Annotated in this window: 20 protein-coding genes; 8 read left to right on the forward strand and 12 right to left on the reverse strand. The window is 72.5% G+C overall.

What is annotated here, in order from left to right:
* Window position 1: 1 nt before the first annotated feature.
* Window positions 2–214 carry a hypothetical protein gene (locus HLB44_RS00840; RefSeq protein WP_173119633.1) on the reverse strand — a complete coding sequence of 71 codons (213 nt, stop codon included), beginning with the start codon at window positions 212–214 and terminating at the stop codon, window positions 2–4.
* An 80-nt stretch (window positions 215–294) separates the two neighbouring features.
* Complete coding sequence (gene ligD, locus HLB44_RS00845) at window positions 295–2,946, reverse strand: DNA ligase D (RefSeq protein WP_173119635.1); 2,652 nt, start codon at window positions 2,944–2,946, stop codon at window positions 295–297.
* Window positions 2,947–3,049: 103 nt separating this feature from the next.
* Here ligD and HLB44_RS00850 point away from each other — a divergent pair, with 103 nt between their 5' ends.
* Both HLB44_RS00850 and HLB44_RS00855 read left to right on the forward strand, forming a co-directional pair.
* A complete protein-coding gene (locus HLB44_RS00850; RefSeq protein ID WP_173119637.1) occupies window positions 3,050–3,439 on the forward strand; it encodes a hypothetical protein in 390 nt (129 codons plus the stop codon).
* A gap of 176 nt (window positions 3,440–3,615) precedes the next feature.
* Window positions 3,616–4,089 (forward strand): hypothetical protein, encoded by a 474-nt coding sequence (locus HLB44_RS00855; protein WP_173119639.1) that lies wholly within the window; start codon window positions 3,616–3,618, stop codon window positions 4,087–4,089.
* A 3-nt stretch (window positions 4,090–4,092) separates the two neighbouring features.
* On the opposite strand, the gene HLB44_RS00860 is transcribed toward HLB44_RS00855, so the two are convergent.
* Both HLB44_RS00860 and HLB44_RS00865 read right to left on the reverse strand, forming a co-directional pair.
* Window positions 4,093–7,620 (reverse strand): hypothetical protein, encoded by a 3,528-nt coding sequence (locus HLB44_RS00860; RefSeq protein WP_173119641.1) that lies wholly within the window; start codon window positions 7,618–7,620, stop codon window positions 4,093–4,095.
* A gap of 102 nt (window positions 7,621–7,722) precedes the next feature.
* Window positions 7,723–10,263, reverse strand: a complete 2,541-nt coding sequence (locus HLB44_RS00865; protein WP_173119643.1) for a transglycosylase domain-containing protein — start codon at window positions 10,261–10,263, stop codon at window positions 7,723–7,725.
* A gap of 161 nt (window positions 10,264–10,424) precedes the next feature.
* On the opposite strand from HLB44_RS00865, the gene HLB44_RS00870 reads away from it, so the two are divergent.
* Window positions 10,425–12,305 (forward strand): SagB family peptide dehydrogenase, encoded by a 1,881-nt coding sequence (locus HLB44_RS00870; RefSeq protein ID WP_173119645.1) that lies wholly within the window; start codon window positions 10,425–10,427, stop codon window positions 12,303–12,305.
* Window position 12,306: 1 nt separating this feature from the next.
* Here HLB44_RS00870 and HLB44_RS00875 read toward each other — a convergent pair whose 3' ends face one another.
* Together HLB44_RS00875 and HLB44_RS00880 are read right to left on the reverse strand one after the other, a co-directional pair.
* The gene (locus tag HLB44_RS00875; protein WP_173119647.1) at window positions 12,307–13,080 is read right to left on the reverse strand and encodes an SAM-dependent methyltransferase; all 774 of its coding nucleotides are present in this window, start codon (window positions 13,078–13,080) and stop codon (window positions 12,307–12,309) included.
* A gap of 39 nt (window positions 13,081–13,119) precedes the next feature.
* The gene (locus HLB44_RS00880) at window positions 13,120–13,317 is read right to left on the reverse strand and encodes a hypothetical protein (RefSeq protein ID WP_173119649.1); all 198 of its coding nucleotides are present in this window, start codon (window positions 13,315–13,317) and stop codon (window positions 13,120–13,122) included.
* A 123-nt stretch (window positions 13,318–13,440) separates the two neighbouring features.
* Here HLB44_RS00880 and HLB44_RS00885 point away from each other — a divergent pair, with 123 nt between their 5' ends.
* From HLB44_RS00885 to HLB44_RS00900, 4 genes are all read left to right on the forward strand, one after another.
* Complete coding sequence (locus tag HLB44_RS00885) at window positions 13,441–14,805, forward strand: hypothetical protein (protein WP_173119651.1); 1,365 nt, start codon at window positions 13,441–13,443, stop codon at window positions 14,803–14,805.
* Window positions 14,806–14,840: 35 nt separating this feature from the next.
* A complete protein-coding gene (locus HLB44_RS00890; RefSeq protein WP_173119653.1) occupies window positions 14,841–15,443 on the forward strand; it encodes a 3-keto-disaccharide hydrolase in 603 nt (200 codons plus the stop codon).
* Between the two features lie 129 nt (window positions 15,444–15,572).
* Complete coding sequence (locus HLB44_RS00895; protein WP_173119655.1) at window positions 15,573–15,998, forward strand: EF-hand domain-containing protein; 426 nt, start codon at window positions 15,573–15,575, stop codon at window positions 15,996–15,998.
* Between the two features lie 4 nt (window positions 15,999–16,002).
* Complete coding sequence (locus tag HLB44_RS00900) at window positions 16,003–16,797, forward strand: ChaN family lipoprotein (protein ID WP_173119657.1); 795 nt, start codon at window positions 16,003–16,005, stop codon at window positions 16,795–16,797.
* Window positions 16,798–16,843: 46 nt separating this feature from the next.
* Here the strand turns inward: HLB44_RS00900 and HLB44_RS00905 are convergent, their stop codons facing one another.
* From HLB44_RS00905 to HLB44_RS00915, 3 genes are read right to left on the reverse strand one after another with little or no spacing between them, the layout of a single operon-like run.
* Entirely contained in the window at window positions 16,844–17,458 is a 615-nt protein-coding gene (locus tag HLB44_RS00905) for a DUF938 domain-containing protein (protein ID WP_173119659.1), read from the reverse strand.
* A gap of 21 nt (window positions 17,459–17,479) precedes the next feature.
* Window positions 17,480–18,109 carry a DUF6151 family protein gene (locus HLB44_RS00910; RefSeq protein WP_173119661.1) on the reverse strand — a complete coding sequence of 210 codons (630 nt, stop codon included), beginning with the start codon at window positions 18,107–18,109 and terminating at the stop codon, window positions 17,480–17,482.
* Window positions 18,110–18,142: 33 nt separating this feature from the next.
* The gene (locus tag HLB44_RS00915; protein ID WP_173119663.1) at window positions 18,143–21,358 is read right to left on the reverse strand and encodes a protein kinase domain-containing protein; all 3,216 of its coding nucleotides are present in this window, start codon (window positions 21,356–21,358) and stop codon (window positions 18,143–18,145) included.
* A gap of 93 nt (window positions 21,359–21,451) precedes the next feature.
* Here HLB44_RS00915 and HLB44_RS00920 point away from each other — a divergent pair, with 93 nt between their 5' ends.
* Window positions 21,452–21,820, forward strand: coding sequence for a DUF6463 family protein (locus HLB44_RS00920; protein WP_173119666.1), 369 nt, complete (start codon window positions 21,452–21,454; stop codon window positions 21,818–21,820).
* A 36-nt stretch (window positions 21,821–21,856) separates the two neighbouring features.
* Here the strand turns inward: HLB44_RS00920 and HLB44_RS00925 are convergent, their stop codons facing one another.
* The 3 genes from HLB44_RS00925 to hppD form a co-directional block, all read right to left on the reverse strand.
* Window positions 21,857–22,309, reverse strand: coding sequence for a carboxymuconolactone decarboxylase family protein (locus HLB44_RS00925; RefSeq protein WP_173119668.1), 453 nt, complete (start codon window positions 22,307–22,309; stop codon window positions 21,857–21,859).
* Window positions 22,310–22,411: 102 nt separating this feature from the next.
* Window positions 22,412–23,317 carry an RNA polymerase sigma-70 factor gene (locus HLB44_RS00930; RefSeq protein WP_173119670.1) on the reverse strand — a complete coding sequence of 302 codons (906 nt, stop codon included), beginning with the start codon at window positions 23,315–23,317 and terminating at the stop codon, window positions 22,412–22,414.
* 39 nt (window positions 23,318–23,356) lie between these two features.
* The gene (gene hppD, locus HLB44_RS00935; RefSeq protein ID WP_173119672.1) at window positions 23,357–24,433 is read right to left on the reverse strand and encodes a 4-hydroxyphenylpyruvate dioxygenase; all 1,077 of its coding nucleotides are present in this window, start codon (window positions 24,431–24,433) and stop codon (window positions 23,357–23,359) included.
* Window positions 24,434–24,519 lie beyond the last annotated feature (86 nt).

Genomic DNA, 24,519 nt, shown 5'->3' on the forward strand with positions numbered 1-24,519 from the left:
CTCAGCGCGCCTTGCGCTTGGCAGGCCCGGTAGTCGCTCGGCGGTCAGCCTCGGACTCATCAAGCGACAGGCCGAGGTAGGCGGCCAGGGCCAGGCGCAGGACATCGGAGCGAGATGGGATCGTCCCCAGCGAGGCGCGGAGCTCGATGCGCTTCTCGTCGATGGCACGTTCGAGGTGTTCGCTGACGCGGAGATTGAGCTGGGTTCGAGTCATGGGCAGGCGCGAGCCAGTGTAGCTTGCAAGCTGCGCGTACTGGTAGACAGTCCGACGGGCTGGTTCGTGGACCAGGCCATTCACCCGCCAGCACCCAGCCGCTTCAACGCCCTGGCCAGCGTCTGCCGCGATTTCCAGTAGCCCTGCCACGGATCCTCGCTGACGAAGGACAGGTGCTCGCGCGCATCGGCGATGGTCCAGTGCGCGCCACTCTTGACCTCCGACAGCTGCTCCCAGGCGATCGGCATCGACACGCCGAGCCCCGGCCGCGAGCGCGCCGAATACGCAGTCGCGGTCGTCGCGCCGTGGCTGTTGCGCAGGTAGTCGACGAAGATCTTGCCGATGCGGTTCGCCGGGCCGCTCTTCGCGACGAAGCGGTTCGGGATCACGCGCGCCAGGTGCTGCACCACCGCCTGCGAGAAATCCTTCACGGTGTCCCAGTCGTGCTTCGGCGCCAGCGGCACGACCACGTGCAGGCCCTTGCCGCCGCTGGTCTTCAGCCACGCCTTCAGCCCCAGCTCCTCGAGCAGCCCGCGCACCAGCAGCGCGGCCTCGACCACGCGCGGCCAGCCGACGCCCTCGCCCGGATCGATGTCGAAGATCACGCGGTCCGGGTGCGCGATGTCGCGCACCTGCGCATTCCAGGTGTGGAACTCGATGACGTTCATCTGCGCGGCGCCGGCCAACGCGCGCGCGCTCGGCACTTCGAGCAGCGCCTGGTGGCCCGGCCACAGCGCCGGGTCCAGCGATTTCAGCTCCGGGATGCGCAGCTGCTCGGCATGCTTCTGGAAGAAGAGCTCGCCGGTCACCCCCTCGGGGCCGCGCACCAGCGAGCACGGGCGGCCCTTCAGGTGCGGCAGGATCCAGTCGGCAACGCTCTCGTAGTAGCGCACGAGGTCGAGCTTGGTCAGCCCGCTCGACGGATCGATCACCCGCTCCGGATGCGAGACCTTGACCTGGGTGCGCTGACGTCCATTGGGCGCGTCCACGTCGTTCGCCGCGGGCGCCGCCTTGCGGTCTCCGACCATGCGCACCACTTCGCGCCGCACCTGCGCGGCCGGCTTGTCGGCGCGCAGCCCCTCGAAGGTGGCGTGGCGGATCTGCTCGTCGGGTGTCCAGTCGGCAAAGCTGACTTCGGCGACGAGCTGCGGCTCGACCCAGCGCTCGAGCCCGGCATTGCGGCGTGACCAGCGGCCGCCCGGCGGCGCCGCATCGCCGGCGAAGGGCGAGCCCTTGCGTTCCAGCGTCACCAGCGTCGCCTTCAGCTCGGCGGCGCTGCGCCCGTCCCAGCCGGTGCCGACGCTGCCGACGGGGATCAGCTTGCCGCGTTCGTCGTGAACGCCGAGCAGCAGGCTGCCGATCTCCGCCGCGTTGCGCGCGCCGCCGCGGTCGGTGAAGCCGCCGACGACGAACTCCTGGCGCTGCCGCGTCTTCAGCTTCAGCCAGGTCTCGCTGCGGCGCGAGACGTAGGGCGCATCGGCGCGCTTGGCCATCAGGCCTTCCAGCCGCAGCTGGCGCGCCGACTGCAGCAGGCTCGCCGGGTCGGCATCGATGGCCGCGCTGAAGCGCAGCTTGCCGTCGTGCGCATCGTCGTCGTTGGCGCGCTGCAGCAGCTGCGCGAGCAACGCGCGGCGCTCGCGCAGCGGCACCGCGCGCAGGTCCCAGCCGTCGAGGTACGGCAGGTCGAACAGCAGGTAGACGATGGACTCCGAGCGGCGGTGATCGAAGGCGTTCTGCAGCGCGTTGAAGCTCGGCAGGCCGTCGTCGCCGAAGACGACCACCTCGCCGTCGAGCCAGGCCGAGTGAAGCTTCAACGCGCGCAGCGCCGCGGCGATGGCGGGCATCTTCGCGGTCCAGTCGTGGCCGCCGCGGGTGATCAGCGCCGGCTGGCCGCTCTGAATACGCGTCATCACGCGGTAGCCGTCGAGCTTGACCTCGAACAGCCAGTCGCCGCGCGCCGGCAGCGCGGTGGCTGCGGTGGCCAGCTGCGGCGGCAGCTTGTCCGGCAGCGGCGCGCGCTTCGCACCGCTCAGCTCGCCGGGCGCGCGCGCCGCGCCGCTCTCGTCGACCAGCCCGCCGCCGCGGCCCGGCAGCGGCGCCGCATCGGCCGGCGGCAGCGGCTTGGCAACGACGCTGTCGGGCAGCGCACTGACGACGTCGTACTCGGCGCGCGGGCGCGCATGGGCATCGCGCTTCTTGAACAGGATCCACGGCACCTGCTTCTCGCGCTTGCCCGCCGGCCTGTCGCCATGCACGTCGCGCTCGTCGTCCTTCTTCGCGATGCGCACCAGCTCCCAGCGGCCGGCGAGCTTCTGGCCATGCAGCGTGAAGACCAGCTTGCCCTCGGCCAGGCCCTGGTGCGGATCGCCCACCGGCGCCCAGGTGCCGCGGTCCCAGATGATGACGCGGCCGGCGCCGTACTGGCCGGCGGGGATCACGCCCTCGAACTGGTTGTACGAGATCGGATGGGCCTCGACCTGCACCGCCATGCGCTTGTCCTGCGGGTCGAAGCTCGGCCCCCGGGGCACCGCCCACGACAGCATCACGCCGTCGAGCTCGAGCCGGAAGTCGTAGTGCAGCCGCGTCGCATCGTGCTTCTGCACGACGAAGCACAGCGCGCCCTCGCCCGCGCCCGACACCTCGCCGGCCGGCTCGGGCGTGCGCTCGAAATCGCGCTTGGCGCGGTAGGGCTTGAGCTGGTCGGCGCGGACTTTCGCGGGGGGGCGGCTCATGCGCCATTCTGAAGCCGCCGTCCTACAGCCGCGAAGCCCTGCACCTACAGACAGCGCTGCGCCGGCTGCCTAGCCTCGGGCCATCGAATCAAGGAGACCGGACATGGCCAGCAGCAGCATCCAGGGCGGCATCCCGATTCAGCCGCGTGCCCGCGGCCACGATGTCGACGCGCTCGGCCCGAGCGACAGTTCCGACAGCGGCAGCGACGTGCAAGGGGAACAGCCGATGGCCACCGAGGCCGACAACCCCGGCGAGCTCGGCGGCGTGCCCTCGCACCGCGACAGCGCGAGCGATGCATCGGGCACCGGCGAACGCGCGACCGCCACCGGCAACGACGCGCGCGATGGCGCCGACCTGCTGCCCGATCGCATCATCGACGGCGCGCCGCGCGATCCGGGCGAGACGCTCGACGCGGCGGACGAAACGGCGCAGCTGCCCGAGGACGACGATGCGGAAAGCGCCGAGGACGAGGACGAGCCGGAGGCCACGTGACACGTCCTTGGGACATTAGCGTGCAGAAGTCACGACTCGTCACAGCCTCGCTGGCCAGTCGCTTCACGCTTCTTTACCGGGACTTCACGCCGCGATGGTGAACGACCGATGCGCCGCCCCCGTTGTGTCGGGGAGCCCGCAATTCCGCCGGGCAAAGCCCCAAAAGGAGTACGGACATGAGCAAGAAGTGGATCGTCGCAGCGCTCGGCCTGGCCGGTGTGATGGCCGCCGGCGTCGCGCAGGCAGGGCACGGCAGCAACGTGCAGTGGTCGGTGTCGATCGGCCTTCCGCTGCCGGTCGTCGTGGTCCCGGCAACAACCGTGCGCTACCCCGGCTATCCGGTGGTCGGCCATGGCCACCACTACCAGGGCCACGCCTATCAAGGCCGCTACACGCCGACGCGCGGCGACCGCGACCGTGACGGCATCCCCAACCAGTTCGACCGCGTCTACAACCCGGCCTGGGACCGTGACGGCGACGGCGTGCCCAACCGCTACGACACCCGCTACACCCCGCGCTGGGATCGTGACGGCGATGGCGTGCCGAACCGGTACGACGACCGCGATGGACGTCGCTACGACGGCCGCTACGACAGCGACCGCGACGGCATCCCGAACCGCCGCGACCGCCACCCCGGCCGTCCGGGCTGATCGTCACGGGGCGCAGCCCTCGGACTGCGCCCACATGCCGTCGACCGCCACGCCGGACAGGTGCCAGCCGAGCGGGTAGCGGATGCCGTCGGGCAGCAGGTCGAGCACGCGGGTCGGCGCGCGGGTCGTGCGCGCCGCCGCGCCGCCGAGGATCAGGCGCAGTGCGCGCACCGCCTGCGCCTGGCGCGCCTCGGCGAGCAGGCCGTTGGCGCCGATGCCGCTAACGTTCAGCACCGCGAGCGCCGGGCCGACCACGTCGACGAACAGCTCGGCGCGGTGACGGCACACCGGCCGCTCCGGGTGGTAGCCGCGGTCGGTCAGGTCGGAGCAGGCGCCGCGCGGCGGCGGCGCGACTTCATCGGCGCCGGGCGCCGGCCGCACGCCGGCCAGCGGGCACAGCTCCTCGCGTGCCGCCACCGGTTGCACACCGTTGCGAATCATCAGCACCTGCGGCACCAGTCGCTCGCGCAGCCACTGGCGCTGGCCGGCGTCCATCGCCAGGCACTTGCGAAACAGCGCCGCATCACCGTCGTTGGCCTTCACCTCGAGACAGCGCGCCAGGCCCTGGATCACGTCCAGCGTGCTCTGCCCGCCACTGTTGTCGAAGTAACCGCCATCGGCCAGGTGGCCGCAGGTCTCGCGCCGCTCGCCCCCGGTGCCCAATTCGGGCGCCGACGCCGCCGTCTCGTGCGGCAGCGGATCGGCCACCCGCGTCAGGCAGCGCTGCTGCGGCGCGGTCAGCGCGCCGATGGCGTTGACGAACGGAAAGCGCGCCGCGTTGTGCGCCGCCGAGCCCAGCGGCAGGTCGCGGCCGGTGATGCGCAGCTGGTCCTTGGCGCCGCGGAACTGGCGCCAATCGATGCGCAGGTCGCTGGCCACCGCACGCTCGCCCGATTCGACCCAGGTCGCATTGAGCAGCAGGTAGGGCACATGCGGACCTTCGGCGCGCGCCGCCGCGAGCTGCTCACGCGAGGCGATCAGGCCTTGCCGGAAACCCGGCACCGCCGCCTCCATCGCCTGCTCGAACCACGCCCCGCGCGACAGGAAGCCGCAGCCGGGCGTCGTGCACCAGCGCGTCGGCAGCACGCGCGCCAGCGCATCTTCGAACAGCCACGCCGACACCAGCGGCGCCAGCAGGTCGGTGCGCGCCAGCCGATCGAGGCATGCGGCACGCTGCGCCGGCTCCGCGCTGCAGGCGCGAAACGCCGCGGCGCCGATCGCGCCGCCCGAGACGCCGGAAATCGAGAAGGTGCGCGCGCCGAAGTGCGCATCGCTCTGCGCCAGGCGCTGCAGCACCAGCGCCGTCCACACCGCGGCGCGGATGCCGCCGCCTTCGGTCGAGACGAGATAGACGTCGAGGCTGCCGTCGGCGGCCAACGGGACGATCGGCCCGCAGGGTCCACCGCCCGCGGCCGGAGCGTTGCACAGCGCCGCGAGCCAGTCGGCGAGCGCGATGTCCAGCGTCGGCCGGTGCCAGTCGAGCCGCGCGCTGGTCGACCCGGCGTCGGGCCGGCGCGTGCTGGCGAAGTGGTCGGCCGCGGCGATCACCAGTGCGGTCGCCGCGAGCAGCAGCACCGGCGCCACGCCATCGCGCCAGCGCAGCCGCGCCGGCGTGCCCCCCGCCGGCACGGGAGGCGCCAGGCGCCGCACCAGCGCCATCACCCACGCGTAGGCGCCCCACAGCACCAGCGCCAGCCCGAGCGTGAAGGCCAGCATGCGCAGCGCGCCGGCCGGGGCGGCACCGGCGGGCTCGAGCGGCGGCCACGAAAGGTGGTTCGTCGTCCAGCCCAGCACGCCGAGCAGCCCGACCAGCGCGATCAACAGGCCGACCCACGGCACCGAACGCTGCACCTCCAGCAGCGACAGCCAGCCGAAGAAGCACAGCCACAGCGCGATCTCGAACAGCATCACCGCCAGGCTCATCGTCGGCACGTAGTCCTGCTGCCAGCCGAGCCAGCCGGGCGGGAACACGTCCACCAGCCGGCAGACCAGCATGCCGATGCCCAGCAGCACCGGCAGCCGGTGCGCCCCGATGCGCCCCGCCAGCTTGAACTTGCCGCCACTGGGCGTGGCGCCCTCCTTCGACGTGATGGGCTCCCAGAAACCCGCACGCGCACTCCATTCGCGCCAGTCGATGCAGTCGTGGTAACGCGCTTGCGCGCTGCGGCTGCAGCGGCGCAGGAAGCCGAGCCCGGCCGCCAGCATGCCGACACCGAACACCAGCACCAAGGCAACCGGCCCCATCCAGCGCGGCGCCCCGGCGGCCTGGGCCATCACGCTGTCGCGGATCACGCCGCCGCACAGCACGACCATCAGCACTGCCGGCACGACGCCAAGCAAGCGCGCCCAGCCGGCGGCGAAACGATCCGCCGGCCCGGGCGGATCACCCAGCGGCGGCGTCGCGCTGTGCACGCTGCGCAGCAGGCAGACGCTGCGCGTCCACAACCAGCACGCGAACATCAGCAGCGCGATCGCCAGCGCACTGGCGATGGTGGCGAGTAGCGTGCCGAGCACCAGCAGCGCGCGCTGCGGCAGCGTGAACTCCGCCTCGCGAAAGGGCGCCGCGGCGATCGCGTAGAGCACGTCGCGGCCCTGGTCCATCACCACCGTCAGCGCGGCCACCAGCACCAGCGCCAGCAGCACGTAGCGGCTGCGCACGAAGCAGTCCCAGATGGCGCGGCGCAGCCGGGCGCGCTGATCCTGCGCCAGCGGCTGCCGCGCCGGCTGCAGCCGCACGCCGAAGAGCCACGCCGCCAGCGTCAGCAAGGGCAGCAGCAGCGCCAGCGCGACGAGGCCGTTCTTGCCCTGGTGCGCCGCGCAGGCGAGCCGGCCGACGAAGGCCGGCCAGCCGCTCGCCGCGCCGAGGTCGCTGCACGCCGCGCTGGCATAGGCCAGCCCGAGCACCAGCGACAGCAGCAGCAACACGGCGGCCAGCGCGCGGCCGAGCCGACGCAGTGCCGCCCGCGCCGCCGCCGAGCGCAGCAACGCCAGCAGGCCAAAAGCCCCGCTGGCCAGCGCCAGCGTGCTGCCCCAGAGACCGAAGCGCGCCAGGCCGAGGCTGTTCTCGAGCAGGTCGACCAGCACCAGCGCCGCCACCGGCAGCGCCAGCACGATCAGCAGCCAGCGCTCGATGGGCGACACCGCCTGCGGATCCCCATCGTCGGCCAGCGCGTCGGCCAGGCGCAGCGCGGCGGCGAACAGGAAACTCGCGTACACGGGCACGAAGAGCGCGCTGTCCAGGCCCAGGTACAGCAGCACCAGGCCGCTGCGCCCCGACGTGGCCCACAGCCTGAGCATCGCGTCGACCGGCCCGCCGCTGCCCGCCGGATCGGCCCAGCCCAGCCAGTCCTGCACACCGAAGCCGCTGGGCACGTGCAGCGTCGCGCCGAGCAGCCCGAGCGCCAGCGCGAAGGCCACCGTCGCGCTCGCCAGCCACGCGGTGCCACGGCCGGTCGGCGGCGTGCGCAGCGTGTGCAGGAACCGATCGAACCAGGATCGCCGCTTCGTGACGCCCGCTGCCGCATCGTCCATGGTCGCTCCCTTTGCCCGTCAGCGGGCCGGGGACGACGGTACTCCAGACGCGGGATGCGGGCTACGGTGCGAGCACGGACGCAGGATCGAGGACGCGCCTGGTCAGACGCGCGCGGCCACGGGCCGGTCCTCGCTGTCGGGCTCGCTCGGCTCGGACGGCAGCGGCGCCGGCTGCGGCAGCTCACGCGGCGTCGACCAGCGCAGCATCGGCGGCGGCGCGGCCGGTGACGGCTGCGGCGGGGGTGGCGGCACGGCCTGCTGCAGCGACGGCAGCGACGGCATCACCGGCGGCGCGTCCCGCGGCGACAAGGGCGGCTGGATCGGCGGCGGCAGCGTCGGTGGTGGTGGCGGCGGCACAGACGGCAGCGGATGCAGCGCCGCCTGCAGCACCGGATCGCTCGACGCCGTGTCTTGCGGCAAGGGCTGCGCCCGCGGCAGCACCGGGAAGCGTTGGCGCATGTCGATCCAGCCGGCCTGGCCGCCGGCGCGCAGGAAGTCGCCCACGATCAGCAGCGCATTGCGACCGCCCTGCCCCCAGTGGTTGCTGCGCATCGTCACGCGCTGGTCGTTGAAGCCGATCCACGCGCCGGCCACCAGCCCGGGCCGCATCGCGATGAACCAGCCGTCGGTGTTGCGCTGCGTCGTGCCGGTCTTGCCGGCCAGGTCGGCGCGCACGCCGAAGCGGCTGCGCACCCAGCCGCCGGTGCCGTAGTCGACCGCCTCGCGCAGGATGTCGACGAGCTCGAGCGCCTGGCCTTCGGTCAGCACGCGCTGCGGCTCGGAGACGAAGCGCGCGAGCTCCTGACCCTGGCGATCGGTGATGTGACTGATCAGCACCGGGCGGCGCTTGACGCCGAGCGAGGCCAGCGTGCCGTAGGCGCCGGAGAGCTCGAGCAGCGTGACCGGGCTGGTGCCGAGCGCGAGCGAGGGCACCGGGTCGAGCTTCGCGCGTTCCAGCCCGAGCAGGCGCGCATAACGCACTACCGAGGCCACGCCGACCTGCTGCATCACCTGCGCGGTGATCGTGTTCTTCGAGCGCGCGAGGCCGGCGCGCAGCGTCAGCGGCTCGCCGGTGGCCTCGGTCATGTCGGTGGGCGACCAGACCGTGCCGTCACCGAGCCGGATCTGCACCAGCGTGTCGAAGTAGGTCTGCTCCGCCGGGATGCCCGCCAGCAATGCGGCGCCGTAGACGAAGGGCTTGAAGGTGGAGCCCGGCTGGCGCTGCGCCTGCGACACGTGGTCGAACTGGTCCAGCGCCGGATCGCGGCTGCCGACATAGGCCAGCACCGAGCCGCTCTTCGGATCGAGCGCGACGAAGCCGGCCTCGAGCCGTGTCTTCGCCAGCTTCGCGGCCTCCAGCGCCGCGCGGTCGGCGAGCCCGCGGCGCAGCGCCAACGCCTCGTCGACACCGGCCGCGCGCGCCGCGCGATAGGCCGGCGTTTCACGGGCGAGTTCGGCAACCAGCGACGGCTGCTGCTGCCAGAAGTGCGCGAAGGCGCCCGGCAGCCGCGGCGGCTCGATGGCAGCACCCGTTGCCGCCGCGGCCTGCTCGGCCCCCGGCGGAGGCCCGGTGCGCAGCGCAGGGCGGCTCCATTCCTGGTCGGCCACCGCCTGCAGCAGCGCGGCCTGGCGCCGCAGCGCCTGCTCGGCGATGGTCTGCAGCCGGGTGTCGATGGTGGTGTGCACCGTCATGCCTTCGATCTGCAGGTCGGTCCCTTGCGCATCGGCCCAGTCGGCCAGCTGCTGGCGCACCAGGCGCACGAAATGCGGTGCGTGCGTCGGCCCCAGGTCGAGCCGCTGCACGCGCACGCCCAGCGGCTGCGCCGCGGCACGCGCACGCGTCGCCTCTTCGATGACGCCGGCGCGCGCCATCAGCGTCAGCACCAGGTCGCGGCGCTGGCGTGCGCGCTCGGGCGCCTGCTCCGGGTCGTAGCGCTTCGGGCCCTTGAGCATCGCCACCAGCAGCGCCGATTCGTGCAGCTCGAGCTCGTGCGCGGACTTCGAGAAATAGGTGCGCGCGGCCATCTCGATGCCGGTGACGCGGTACGGAAAGCGCACCTGGTTCAGGTACAGCGTCAGGATCTGGTCCTTGCTGTAGGCGCGCTCGATCTTGAACGCCAGCGTGATCTCGCGCAGCTTGCGCAACAGCGAACGCTGGCTGCCGATCTGCTGCGGGAACAGGTTGCGCGCGAGCTGCTGCGTCAGCGTCGATGCCCCCTGCAGGTCGCCTTGCAGCACGCTCCACGCCGCCGCGCAGAGGCGCCGGCCGTCGATGCCGCTGTGGCTGTAGAAGCGCTTGTCCTCGGTGGCCAGCAGCGCCTGCTTGAGCGTGGGCGCGATCTGCTCGAGCGTGCGCGGCGCGTGCAGCCGATCGCCGAGCGTGTCGATCAGCACGCCGTCGCTGGAGACGATGCGCGTCGGCAGCTCGGCGGCGCGCTCGGCGACGCTGATCGCATCGGGCGTCGTGCGCACCAGCCACCAGGCGGTCAAGGCGCCGAGCACGGCCAGCGGCAGCAGCAGCAGCGCGGCCCACAGCGCGATGCGTGCCGCACCCCGGCCCCAGCGCGATTCGCGCGGCCAGGGTTGGGAGCCGATCGACGGAACGGCGGGCGGGGAGTCGTCGTCGCGTGCGGAGGTGTCCATGGGCGCCATGGTGGCAAGCGGCGTGCGCGCCGTCGTTCGGGCGCCGCCGTGACCGCGTGTGGGTCCGCTCCTACAGCAGCAACAGTTGCATCCGGGGGTCGCGCCCCGGCGGGGCCTCGCTGCCTAGAATTCATCGCACTTCGCCGACCGATGAGGCTTGCATGCCGAAGCTGGTCTGGGTCGCGCTGCCGCTGCTGGCCGCGCTGGTTTGGCTCACCGTGCAATGGCTGCGCCGGCGCCCGCCATCGCGCCTGGCGCTGAACATCGTCTCGAGCCTGCTGCTGCTGGCCTACGTCGGCACCACCGCGAGCCTGGGCATCTTCTGGGTCGCCAACCAGCAGCTGCCGGTGTTCGACTGGCACTACCTGTTCGGCTACGCGACCGTGCTGCTGGTCTCGCTGCACCTGGTGTTCAACCTGCCGCTGGTATGGCGCTGGCTGCGGCGCCCGACCGCCACGGCGCCGGCCGATGCCGCAGTGCGGGCCACCGCGCCTGCCCCGGCGCGCCGCGGTGCGCTGGCGCTGGCCGGCGCGGCGCTGGCGGCCGGCGTGGCCTTCGTGCTCGGGTTGCGTCATGGCCGCAGCGAGCTGCGGCTCGACGGCCCGGCGGGCGGCGGCAGCGCCCCCGCCGCCGCGGGCGACGACGCGCTGGCGCTGGTCGAGCGCTTCCACGCCTTCTCGTCGCATTCGCGCAGCGGCGTGCTGCTGCGCGCACCCAGCGTCGACTGGGGCGATCCACCCGCCCCTTTCAAGCGTTATGCGAACGCGCCGCAGCGCCCACTGCCCCCGCCGCGGGCCGGCACGGGCGCGCCGTTCGACGTCGCGGCGCTCGGCACGCTGCTGTGGCACGTGGCCGGCGTCACCGCCGAGCGCGGCACGCTGAAGCTGCGCGCGTCGCCCTCGTCGGGGGCCCTCTTCTCGACCGAGCTCTACGTCGTCGCGCACGCGGTGCCCGGGCTCGATGCGGGCCTGTGGCACTACGACGCCGAGCGCCATGCGCTGGAGCGCCTGGCGCCGGCGCCGCCGGTCGACGCGGCCCTCGGCGCCCCCGGAGACACGATGCTGCACGGCGCCGCGGCGCTGGTGCTGGCCAGTGCGCTGTTCCGCCGCAGCGGCCACAAGTACCGCGACCGCACCTACCGCTACGTGCTGGCCGACCTCGGCCACGCGCTGGAGAACCTGGTGCAGGCGGCCGCCGCATTCGGCCTGCGCGCCGACTTCGTGCGCCGCTTCGACGAGGCGCAAGCGGCAGCGACGCTGGGGCTCGACGAAGCCGAGGAAGGCGTGCTGGCGCTGCTGGCGCTGCAGGACGGCGTGCGGCCGGCGCCGCCGCCGCTCGCGCCGTCCGCGCGGCCGTGGCGGACGCCGCCGCTGCCGGCCGCGCAGGCGGAGCGGCTGGGTGTCACCGGCGCGCTGCACCGCGCGACCTCGCTGCGCGCGGCGCCGGCCCCGGCAGCCGCAGCGGCCGATCCACCGCCTGGCCCGGCGCGCGTGCCAGCGCTGCGGCCCGCCGTGCTGGCACTGATCGCGCAGCGCCGTTCGGTGCGGCGCTACGCGGCAACACCGATAGCCCGTGAAGTGCTCGTCAGCGTCCTGAACGGCCTCGGCGCGCAAGCGCCCTGGTCAGCGGCCGTGCGCATCGACGTGGTCGTGCACGCGGTCGGCGGCCTCCAGCCCGGCGCCTACCGGGTCGACTCAGCCACGCAGCGGCTGCAGCCGCGCCGCGTGCCCGCCGCGCTGCGCGAGGCCGCGCGCGCCGCGGCGCTCGACCAGGACGTGATCGGCGACGCCGCGGTGGTCTTCGTGCTGTCGATCGAGCGCGCCGCCTTCGCCGCCGACCCCGCCGGCGCGGCGCGCGGCTACCGCCATGCCTTCCTCGAAGCCGGGCGGATCGGCGAACGGCTGTACCTCGAAGCGCAGGCGCGCGGCCTCGGCGCCTGCGCGGTCGGCGCGTTCTACGACACCGAGGCCGCCGCGCTGGTCGCGCTCGATCCGGCGCGCGAATGGATCGTGCACTTCGCAGCGCTCGGCGTTCCGGCGTGATTCAAGCCCACGGCGATTCGGGCTTCTCCGCCACCACCAGCGTGCGCGGCCGTGCGACCGACAGCGGCGCACCGTCGAAGCCGCCAAAGGCTTGCAGCACGCGGAAACCGTGCGCCATCAGCAGCGCGCGCAGCTCGGTGTAGGCATACAGCCGCACCGAGAACACGGTCTCGCGCATCCGGCCCCCGCGCAGGCAAGTCCGGCGGTCGGTCAGCCGGCCCGATTCGATGTCGAAGTGGAAGCGGTCGATCATCATGTCGCCGCCGTCGCGCTCGACGATGTTCACCGCCGGCGCGCGCAGCATGTACTCTCGCGTGCGCACGTCGAGCAGCAGCCGGCCACCGGGGCGCAGCGCGGCGAGCGCGTTGTCGATGATGCGGCCGTGCTGGAGGTCGTCGTCGTAGCCGAAGGCATCGAACAGGCACGCCGCGCCGTCGAAGCCCGGCGTCACCTCGAAGCGCCGCAGGTCGGCGAGCTGGAATTCACTCGCCAGGCCGTCGCGCGCGGCCTCGGCGCGGGCCTGCTCGATGAACCCCGGCACGATGTCGAGGCCCAGCGGCCGATGGCCGCGCCGCGCCAGCTCGTTGCTGTGGCGGCCGTGGCCGCAGCCGAGGTCGAGCACGCGGCTCGCGGGCTGCAGCGCGAGCGAGCGCTCGATGAAGCTGCACTGCGCCGCCGTCTGCTCGTCGGCCAGCGTCTGCGCCATGAAGTACAGGTACTCGTCGGCATCGAAGAGCGCGGCGATGTCGGTCGGCGGGGCGGCAGCGGGCGTCATGCGCCCGACGATAGCGCGGCCGCGGCGGGGCCGGTGCGCTCAGCGCTTGCCGCGCCTGGCCGGCGCCGAGCGCCGCTGCGCCGCGCCGGCGCGCTCGGTGCTGCCCTCCTCGCTCGGGATGTCGCGTTCGCTGCGCAGCTCGGGCTCCTCGTCGTCGAGGATCTCGGATCGCGGCATCGGGCTTTGCAGCGGCGGCTGGGCCGGCGCGTCGGTGGGGCGAGTGGGCTTGCGGCTCATGGGGTTTCACCTTGCAGCTGACTGAAGTCCTTGGGCCGCGGCAATCGCCGTGCCCTGCTCGATCGTTATGCGCCGACCCTTCAGCGGGGCCGGCCGCGCTGATCCTTCCGCTACAGTGGCCCGATGCGCGCAGCGAGCATCGGGCTCATGGTGGCGGTGGGGATGATGGCGACCCGTGCCTGGGCCGCCGATCCGCCACCGCTCTCGGTCGCCGCGCCGGGCTTTCCGACCAGCTTCGTGCTCGACCAGTTCGCCGCCCGCAGCGCCTTCTTCGACGCCAAGGCCACCGGCGGCTCGTCGCTGGTGGCATCGAAGGCGGTGCGCGAGCTGCAGCTGATGATCACCAACGTGCGCACCGAGCTGCGCGGCGTGGCCGACGACCGCTGGGACAAGCTGTCGGCCGAGCGCCAATCGCTGCTGCGCGCGCTCGATCGCCAGCTGCTCGCGCTGCCCGACCCGGCCGCCGACCGCGGGCGCATCGAGGCGCCGGTGGCGCTCGACGTCGACAAGGCGCTGAAGGCCCTGCCCTTCGACGCCGCGACCCCGGTGCTGCGCCGCATCGACGGCGCGACGCAGTACTACCGCACCGACGGCAGCTACCGCCTGACGATCACCACCAACCTGCCGGCCGCGGGCGCGCAGGGCTACGCCGTGACCCTCGCCGGCCAACCCGCACCGCCGGCCTGGCTCGCGGTGCAGCCGCCCGACCGGCTGACGCTGACGATCCCCGCCGCGGCACTGGCCAACAACTTCGCCGACCGTGCGCTGACCCACCTGCCGCTGGAGCTGACCGCGCTGATGCCGGCCGGCTCGTGGAAGTTCTGGCAATCGAACACCGCGCAGGTGCGCTATCCGATCAGCCTCGCGCTGTTCCCACGCAAGCCGCTGTCCTATACGCTGAAGGAAGCGGCCACGGCAACCGCCGTCGACGCCACGCGAACGCTGCTGACGCAGTCCACGCCGCAGGCCATTCCCGGCTGCGGCCACGCCGGCTGCGAGCGTGACCACAGCGTCTGCCGCGAGGTGCCCGCCGGCGCCAAGCCGCTGGAGACGATCAACTACACCGACAGCGTGGGGCCGGGTGCCGACGGCAGCGGCTGGACCGGCGCCGTGATGCCGGCGCCGAACGGCTTCTGCGCGTTCTACAAGCAGAAGTCGCCGGCGACCGAGCGGCGGGTCGGCTTCGACATCCGCTACAACCCGGTGGCCGCCGAGCCCGCGCTGACCGAGCGCAAGCTCAAGCCGCTGCAGCCGGACAAGCCGGGCGACCCACCGGCCGATGCCGACGCGCTGGAGATAGCGCGCGCTTACGCGGCCGAGCTGTCACCGGGCATGCTGTCGTACACGCTGGTGCTGACGGCGTTCACCGGGCAGACTTTCGCCGCCGGCAGTGCCGGCGCGGCACCGAGCCCGTTGCTGAAGGCCGGGCCGCCGGAGCGTTCGGCCGAGCGCATCCGGCTGCCGGTGCGCTTCAGCCTGCCGTGGTAACCATTCCGTTCCCACCGACAACCCAGGAGTAAGCGATGAAGTCCTCGTCCCTGCGCTTGTTGTGCACCGTGGCCGCCGTGGCCGGCACCTTGAGCGCTTGCGCCACGGGCGGCGGCGGCGCAGGCTGGACCACGCTGGTCGACGGCACGCAAGGCCTGGACAACTTCAACCGCGTGGGCGAAGCCAACTGGACCGCCGCCGACGGCGCGATCCAGGCCAGCCAGGGCGGACAGACGGCGGCCTACCTGGTGTCGAAGAGCAGCTACCAGGACTTCCGCATGCGCGTCGAGTTCTGGTCCAGTGACGACGCCAACAGCGGCATCTTCGTGCGCTGCCAGGAGCCCGGCCGCATCAACGACGAGAACTGCTACGAGGCCAACATCTTCGACCAGCGGCCGGACCCGAGCTACGGTACCGGCGCGATCGTCAAGGTGGCCAAGGTGCCGCCGCCGATGCCGAAGGCGGGCGGCAAGTGGAACACCTACGAGATCAGCGCACAGGGCAAGCGCCTGGTGCTGGTGCTCAATGGCGAGAAGACGGTCGACATCGAGGACAGCAAGTTCGCCAGCGGGCCGTTCGCGCTGCAGTGGGGCCGGGGCACGATCAGATTCCGCAAGGTGCAGATACAGCCCTTGTGACGGGGGCGCGCTGTCGGCCGGTTCCTACGTCGTCTTCGGAGCGGGCCGACGCCGCTTGGGCTGCGTGCGGGACTGAAATGGCAACGTACTCCGCATGGAGGTCCTATGCGCACGCCTACATTACGCACCGTGGCCGCGGCGCTGTTCGCCGTCTTCGCCGGCCTGTGCGCCACGGCCGTCGCTGCACGCACCGCTGCGCCGGCTGAATTCGCCGCGATGGACGCCGACCGCGACGGCCGCCTGACACCGGCCGAGCACGCCGCGGCGGCCGCGAAGATGTTCGCCGCGATGGACGCCAACCACGATCAACGGATCACCGCCGCCGAGATGCAGGCGGCCACCAAGCGCCTGACCGGCCGCGCGCCGCGGGCGAAGGACCTGTCGGCGGCCGAGAAGATCAAGGTCATCGACACCGACGGCGACGGCGTGCTGAGCGCCGCCGAGCATGCCGGCGGATCGCGCTCGATGTTCGTGGCGATGGACACCGACAAGGACGGCTATCTGAGCCGGGGCGAGTTCGTGGCGGGGCATGCGCAGATGTTGAAGAAGGGCTGAGTCGTTGATCCGCCGCGGCGCGCTCGCCACGCTGTGGTCATGGGCTGCCGGCTGTGCAATCGCACCGCCGGCCGACCTCGACCTGCGCGGCGCGCCGCCGCTGCTGCTGCTCGGCGAAGTGCACGACAACGCCGCGCAGCATGCGCTGCGGGCCCGCGCACTCGCTGCACTGCTGACGAATGGCGCGCGGCCGGCGCTGTTGATGGAGCAGTTCGATCGCGAGCAGCAGGCCGCGCTCGATGCGGCCGCCGCGGCGCCGCATGCGACACCGGCGACATTGATCTCCGCCGCCGGGCGGGGCGGCTGGCACTGGCCGCACTACGAGCCGGTGCTCGCGCTGGCCCTCGCGCATGCATTGCCGATCGTCGCCGCCAATGTCTCGCGCAGCGATGCGCGGCGCATCATCGCCGAGGGCCTCTCCGCGCACGGGTTCGATGCCGCGGTTCCGGAGGACCTGATGGCCCTGCAGGTCGCGGCGATCGTCCGCGGCCATTGCGGCCATCTCGACGCCGCGGGCGCGCGCCGGCTCGCGCCGGCGCAGATCGCGCGCGACCAGTTCATGGCGCGCCAGTTGACGGTGCATGCGGCGCGCGGCGCCGTGCTGCTGGCCGGCAACGGCCACGTGCGCAGCGATGCCGGCGTGCCGCGCTGGCTGGCACCGGCGCAGCGCGAGCGCAGCCTGGCGATCGGCCTGCTCGAGCACGGCGACGAGACCGCGGGCCGCTTCGACCGCGCGCTGCACACGCCACCCCAGCCGCGGCCGGATCCCTGCGCCGCGATGGCGCCCGCGACACGCTGAGGCCGGGCTGAAGCAGCCTTGCGCACCGCATCCCGCCTCGGCCGGATCAGGACCGGTCGACGCGCAGGAAGACCAGCATCAGGTTGTTGGCAGGCATGTCGAAGCGCTGCTCGAAGGTCAGGCCCGCCGCGCCGGCCTCGGCCACCACGTCGGCCAGCCGCCGCAGGCCCCAGGCCGGATGGCGCGCGCGCAGATCGGCATCGAAGGCCAGGTTGCTCGGGGCGGTGGGCTCGCCGTCGACGATGAAGGGGCCGTAGAGCAGCAAGCGGCCGCCGGCCGTCAGCACCCGCGCGGCGCCACGCATCAACGCCGCGCAGGTCGGCCAGGGCGCGATGTGAATCATGTTCGCGCAGTACACGGCGTCGAAGCCTTGCAGCGACGACGGCCAGGGCTGGGCCAGCACGTCCAGGTGCAGGGGCGCGGCCACGTTGGCCAGCGCTGCACAGCGCGCGGCGATGGCTGGCAGCGCGGCCGCGTCGGCGTCGGTCGGCTGCCACTGCCACGCGGGGTGAGCGGCCGCGAAGTGCGCAGCGTGCTGGCCGGTGCCGCAGGCCACCTCGAGCACCGTCGCCGCCGGCGGCAGCACGCGGCGCAGGACGTCGAGGATCGGTTGCCGGTTGCGCTCGGCGGCGGGGCTGAACGGCAGGTCGGGCTGGTGCATGTCAGGAGTCTCCGATCCAGCTCAAGCGCGGACACGGTCGCGCGCACGCAGCGCATCGCGCTCGGCGGTGCTCAACACCCGCGGCGTCACGACCGGGCGGCCAGCCGCGTCGAAGAACGGCGTCGGCGACTGCCTGCCGGCCAGGCGCGAGCGCAGCAGGAAGGCGGCCGTGCGAGCGATCGTGCGCAGCGACGCCGTCGGCTCCGCGAACGCCGACACGTCGCCGAGCGCCCGGCGGCCGTTCACGTGCGTGGCCGGGCCGAACGCCGCGTCGGCCTGCCCTGCATCGATGTCGAGGCAGGCGCGCAGCATGCCGACGAAGGGCCAGCCGGCGCCGGCGAGCGTATTGCCGATCGGCGTGCGGCAGCAGCTGCTGTGCCAGCGCAGCATGCCCTTGTCCGACAGGCGCAGGCAGGCGATGCGCTCGCGGCCGGCATCGATCACCACGCGCGCCGGCGCGGTCTGCCAGAGGGCCGAGCCGCCGAAGCGGTCGAGCAGGTCGTCGCGCTCGATCGCGCGCAGGTAGGCGCGGCAATCGTCGCAGTAGCAGATCACGTGCAGGCCGGCGCGGCGACGTGCTGCCAACGACGTATCGACGCGTCCACGAACGGCGCCGCAGCGGCAGCGCAAGGCGACGGAGTCGGGGGTCATCGTGGTGGTGAGAAGTAACGAAGGGACCGCACTCTACGTCGACTCGGCGCGCGCCAGCAGCACCGGGTCCTCGCCGGCGCCGGCGGCGCGCAGTTGAGCAAGCGCCTGCGCACCGAGCCGCTGCTCCAGCTGCTCGCACAGCACGCGCAAACGCTGCGCGCGCGCGACCGAGGGCACCGCCTGCGCCGCCTGCTGCAGCGCATCCATCGCGCCGAGCAGCCGTGCGCTGCGCTCGGGCGCTGCGTGCGCATGCAGCGCGGCCTGCGTCTGCAACGATGCGGCCAGCGCCGCCGGGTTGTTCAGCTCCAGCCGCAGCGCGAGGCTCTCGTCGGCGTGGCGCATGGCGCTGTCGCGCTGGCCTTCCTGCAGTGCCACGTGCGCCAGGTGGTCGAGCTGGTCGGCGATCGCGCCCTTGTCGCCGGCCTGGCGCAGCACGGTCAGCGCTTGCTCGAAGTGCCGGCGCGCCTGGCCCAGGTCGCCACTGGCCAGCGCGCAGCGGCCAAGGCCATCGCGGGCGTAGGCGGCCGACCAGTGGTCGCCCAGCGACGAGAAGATGTTCAGCGACGACTCGAACAAGGCCTGCGCCTGCGCGCCCTCGCCGTGCCTTTGCTCCAGCTCGGCCAGGCTCAGCAGCCCATTGGCGAGGTCGACCGGCCGCTTCGAGGCGCGGTGGAAATCGAGCGCCGCGACCAGGTGCTGGCGCGCGCCGGCGATGTCACCCATGTCGTTGAGCACCATGCCGAGGTTGTTGTGCGCCTTCGCGCGGCCGGCCAGGTCGCCGAGCTCGGTGCAGACCTCGAGCGCCTCGGCGAAACGCTGGCGTGCGGCCGGCAGCTCGCCGCTGAGCACCGCCACCGAGCCGAGGCCGCCGAGCAGCCGGCCTTCGAGCGCGCGGTCGCCCGCCGCGTGCGCCAGCGGGAGGCCGCGCTCGAACCAGGTGCGGGCGAGCGCATGGCGACCGAGGAACATGGCGATGCGCCCGGCCGGCTGCAGCAGTTCGGCGAGCGCGGCGCCGTCGGGCGGGTCCTGCGCGACCAGGCGTTCCAGCCGCGCCACGCCGTCGGCGAGCAGGCCGTGCGCGAACCAGTAGTCGGCCAGCGCCTTCGCGCCGGGCAGGCCGATGTCAAACCAGCGCCGCTGGATCGCCGCATCGAGCGCAGCGCGCGCGTTGTCGTGTTCGAGCTGCAGCCGCGTTTCGGCCTGCGCATGACCGTCGCCGTGCAGCTGATCGATGATCACCGCGTACATCCCGAGGTAGAAGTCGGCATGCCGGCGCTGCAGCTGCGCCGTCTCGCCGAAGCCATCGAGCTTCTCGGCCGCGTACTGGCGCATCGTCTCGAGCAGCCGGTAGCGCATCTCGCCGCCACGCTCGATCGCCACCAGCAGCGACTTGTCGACCAGGCCGGCCAGGCCGTCGAGCACGTCGAGCGCGGCCCCGGGGTCGTCCGGCAGCACGCCTTCGGCCGCTTCGAGCGAGAAGTCGCCGGCGAAGATCGCCAGCCGCGCGAAGAGACGCCGCTCGCCATCGTCGAGCAGCTCCCAGCTCCAGTCGATCAATGCGCGCAGCGTCTGCTGGCGCGGCAGCAGCGTGCGCTGGCCGCCGGTCAGCAGCTTGAAGACATCGGCCAGCCGCGCGGCGATCTGCTGCGGCGTCAGCACCTTGATGCGGGCCGCGGCGAGCTCGATCGCCAGCGGAATGCCGTCGAGCCGCCGGCAGACCTGCGCGACCGCGGCAGCGTTGTCTGCGTTGAGCACGAAGCCGGGCCGGGCGACCGCGGCACGCTCGGTGAACAGGCGCAGCGCGTCGACCTGCGCCAGCTCGGCCGGGCTGGCGCCCTCGTCGCCGGTGGCCAGCGGCGGTACGCCGAAGGTCTGTTCGCCCGGCACGCCGAGCGCCTGCCGGCTGGTGGCCAGCAGGCGCACCCGCTCGCAGCCGCTGACGATGCGCCGCGCGACCGCGGCGGCGGCATCGATCAGGTGCTCGCAGTTGTCGAGCAGCAGCAGCGCTTCTCGGGGGCGCAGGTGCTCGATCAGCCGGTCGGCGATGGCCGCGCCGCCTTCATCGCGCACGCCCAGCGCTGCCGCCAGCGCATCGAGCACCGCTGCTTCGCCGCCGGCCGCATCGGCGGCCAGCGCTGCCAGCTCGACCAGCCAGACGCCGTCGGCGAAGCCCGCCGCCGAGCGGCGCGCGACGTGCAGCGACAGCCGTGTCTTGCCGGTGCCGCCAGGGCCCGTCAGCGTGACCAGGCGCGCGCGCTGCAGCAGCTCGCCGACCGCGGCGGTCTCGGCTTCGCGGCCGATGAAGGAAGTCGGATCGAGCGCGAGGTTGCCGGCCACGCGTGCGGGCGGCGCCGCGGCCTCGCCATTCACCGCGACGCCGGTGCGCGCGCCACCGTCGAGCAGCGCCTGCAGGTCGTGCAGCAATGCGGCGGCATTTGCGGGGCGATCGGCCGGGTCCTTCGCGCAGGCCCGCTGCAGCAGCGCGACCAGCGCCTCGGGTGCGTCGGGCGCGAAATGGCGCGGATCGGGCAGCGGCTTGTTCAGGTGGCCGTACAGCACCCCCGCCATGTGCGGCGCGGCGAACGGCGCCTGGCCCGTCAGCAGGTGAAAACCGCTGCAGCCGAGCGCATACAGGTCCGACAAGGGCGTTGCCGCATCGCCCATGCACTGCTCGGGCGACAGGTAGGCGGGCGTGCCGAGGATGCTGCCGGCCTGCGTCAGCTCCGACGGTGCGGCATGCAGCCGCGCCAGGCCGAAGTCGACCAGCTTGACCTGCCCTGCCGCGTTGCGCATCAGGTTCGAGGGCTTGATGTCGCGATGCACCAGACCGGCCGCATGCGCCGCGGCCAGGCCGGCCGCCGCATCACGCAGCGCGATCACCACCTCGCGCCACGGCAGCGCGCCGTGCTGGCGCACCGCCTGGCCGAGGTCGCCGCCGTCGAGCCACTCCATCACGATGAAGGTCAGGCCGTCCTGTCGACCGACCTGGTAGACCAGCGCGACGTTCGGATGGATCAGCTGCGCCGCCGAACGCGCCTCGCGCAGGAAACGCTCGACCAGTTTCGGATCCGCGGCACTGACGCCGTGCAGCAGCTTGATCGCCACCAGCCGGTCGAGATCGACATCGCGCGCCTGGTGCACCACACCCATCGCGCCGCTGCCGACCTGGCGCAACAGCTCGTATTGCAGCAAGCGCCGCGGTGCCGGCGACGGGCCGGCGAAGGCACTCCCGGACGTGTCGTCGGACATGCGAGGGACTATACGGCGCGGCCCGTGTCGGAACCATTCAATACGCCGCGCGCGGCGGCCTGCACAGTGCGGCGCATCCTCCTGGAGTCCCGCATGGCCCTCACCCTCGCCTGGTCGCTGTTCGCACTCGGCATCGCACACGTCGTCTTCGGTGTGCTTCGCTTCAAGGAGCCGTTGCTCGGCGCGCTCGCGGACGGCTTCGTCGGCCAGTTCTCGGCGCATGAATCGCGCCGCACGGCCTTCTGGTTCCTGATGGCCGGACCGCAGCTGATGCTGGCCGGCCAGGTCGCGCTGCATGCCGTGTCGCACGGTCAGCCGGGGCTGCTGCGCCTGATCGGTGTCTACCTGCTGGTCTGTTCGGCGATCGGCGTCGCGGCGTTTCCGAAGTCGCCGCTGCCGGTGGCGCTGGTGCTGTCGGTGTTGCTGCTGGTTGTCCCGCTGCCTCAACCCCAGATGCGGTAGACCCAGCAACACTCGTCGTGCTGCGCCGGCCGGACCCTACACCGCCTCCGGCAGCGGATTGCGGAAGCTCGCGTTCAGCAGGTTCCAGGCCTTGATCGTCACGATCACGAAGCCGAGCTCGGCGATCTCCTGGTCGCTGAAGTGCTCCTGCAGCGCGGCGAATTCGGCGTCGCTCGCGTCGCCGGCCGGCAGCGCATTGCAGATCTCGGCCCAGCGCAGCGCGGCACGCTCACGCGCGGTGAAGAACGGCGCTTCGCGCCAGCCGGCGACGGCGTTCAGGTGCCGCGGGTTCACGTCCATCTTGATCAGGTCGCGCCAGTGCATGTCGATGCAATAGGCGCAGCCGTTGATCTGCGACAGGCGCAGCAGCACCAGTTCGACCAGGCGCTCGCCGAGCAGGTCGCGGCGCAGGCTGTTGGACAGCTCGTACAGGGCCTTGGCGGTTTTCGGGGCGAGCTTGTAGTAGTTGAGGCGGGCGGTATGGGTCATGGTGGTCCGTGAGGGCTGGGATTCGGGCAGCCGCCCCATGCGGCCGCTCCTGTACTGCAAGACGCGCGGCCGGGGCCGCTTGTGACAGGTCGCGCAAAAAACCTACAGGGCGGCCGCGACGCCCGCCAGCTTGTCCGGGTTGCGCACCGCGTAGATCGCGACGATGCGCTCGCCGTCGGTGACCAGCGCCTGCGCCGATTCGAGCTGGCCGTCGACGTAGCGCAGCAGGCCGGGCTCGCCGTTGACCAGCGCGAAGCGGTAGTGAATCTGCGTGCCGAGCCGCTTCGATAGCGCCCAGTACAGGTTGGTGATGCGCTCGCCGCCGCGCAGGATCTCGCCGAAGGACGGCACCTTGCCGCCGCCGTCGCCGACCAGCGCCACGTCGTCGGCCAGCAGCGCCTTCATCGCATCACGTTCGCCGCTGCGCGCGGCAGCAATGAACTGCTCGACGATGCGGCGGTGCGCGGCCGGCGGCACGTCGAAGCGCGGCTTGTCCTGCTGCACGCGCTCGCTGGCGCGGTGCACCAGCTGCCGGCACGCGGCCTCACTCTTGCCGAGCAGCGCGGCGATGTCGCCGTAATCGTGGTCGAAGACCTCGCGCCACAGGTAGGCCGCGCGTTCCTCCGGCGCCAGGCGCTCCAGCACCCACAGCAGCGCGACCGACAGCTCGCCGGCCTGCTCGGCCAGCACCTCGGGCGAGCGCTCGTCGAGCGCGACCAGCGGCTCGGGCAGCCAGAAGCCGATGTAGGCCTCGCGTTCGGTCTTCGCCGCGCGCAGCCGGTCGATCGCCAGCCGCGTGACGACGGTCACCAGCCAGGCCTCGGCCGATTGCAGCGCGCCGCGGTCGGCGTGCTGGTGCCAGCGCAGCCAGGCATCCTGGACGATGTCCTCGGCATCGGCGCGCATGCCGAGCATGCGGTAGGCGATGCCGAACAGCCGCGGGCGCAGCGCAGCGAAGGTCTGGGTGTCGTCGGCGGTGCTGAAGCGGGCGTCGGTCGGCTCGGGCATGGCCCGAGCATAAAACGCGTTGCCGCGCCCGCGCGCCGGTCAGGCCGTGCCCAGCACGCCGCGGCGCACCTGGTCGCGCTCGATCGATTCGAACAGCGCCTTGAAATTGCCTTCGCCGAAGCCTTCGTCGCCCTTGCGCTGGATGAATTCGAAGAACACCGGTCCGAGCATCGTCTGCGAGAAGATCTGCAGCAGCAGGCGGCGCTTGCCGTCGGCCGTGCTGCCGTCGAGCAGGATGCCGCGCGCCCTCAATTCCTCGATCGGCTGGCCATGGCCCGGCAGGCGCTCTTCGAGCATCTCGTAATAGACCTCGTTCGGCGCCGTCATCAGCGGCACGCCGGCGAGCGCGAGCCGGTCGATCGTCGACGGCAGGTCGTCGGTCAGCAGCGCGATGTGCTGGATGCCCTCGCCGTTGAATTGCATCAGGAATTCCTCGATCTGGCCCGAGCCCTTCTTCGACTCCTCGTTCAGCGGGATGCGGATGCGGCCGTCGGGCGCGGTCATCGCCTTCGAGGTCAGGCCGGTGTACTCGCCCTGGATGTCGAAATAGCGGATCTCGCGGAAGCTGAACAGCTTCTCGTAGAACGCCGACCAGTACGACATGCGGCCGCGGTAGACGTTGTGCGTCAGGTGGTCGACGATCTTCAGGCCATGGCCGGCCGGATGGCGGTCGGCGCCCGGGAGCCATTCGAAATCGATGTCGTAGATGGATTTCCCTTCCTCGAAGCGGTCGATCAGGTACAGCGGCGCGCCGCCGATGCCCTTGATCGCCGGCAGGCGCAGCTCCATCGGCCCGGTGGGGATCTCGATCGGCTGGGCGCCGAGCTCCAGCGCGCGGGCATAGGCCTTGTGCGAGTCCTTGACGCGGAACGCCAGGCCGCAGGCCGAGGGCCCATGCTCGGCGGCAAAGTAGGCGGCCGCGCTGTGCGGCTCGCGGTTGATGATGAAGTTGATGCCGCCCTGGCGGTACAGCACCACGTCCTTCGAGCGGTGGCGCGCCACCGGCGTGAAGCCCAGCTGCTCGAACACCGGCTCCAGCACGTTCGGCGTGGGCGATGCGAACTCGACGAACTCGAATCCCATCAGCCCCATCGGGTTGTCGAAGAGGTCGGCCATGGTCAAAGCTCCCGCGGGTTCAGTCCGCCGTGATGTTCGCCTTCTTCACGCGCTTTGCATAGCGCCCCCAGCCGCGCGCGGCGCTC

It is taken from the genome of Pseudaquabacterium terrae (assembly GCF_013266755.1).
GTDB lineage: Bacteria > Pseudomonadota > Gammaproteobacteria > Burkholderiales > Burkholderiaceae_C > Pseudaquabacterium > Pseudaquabacterium terrae.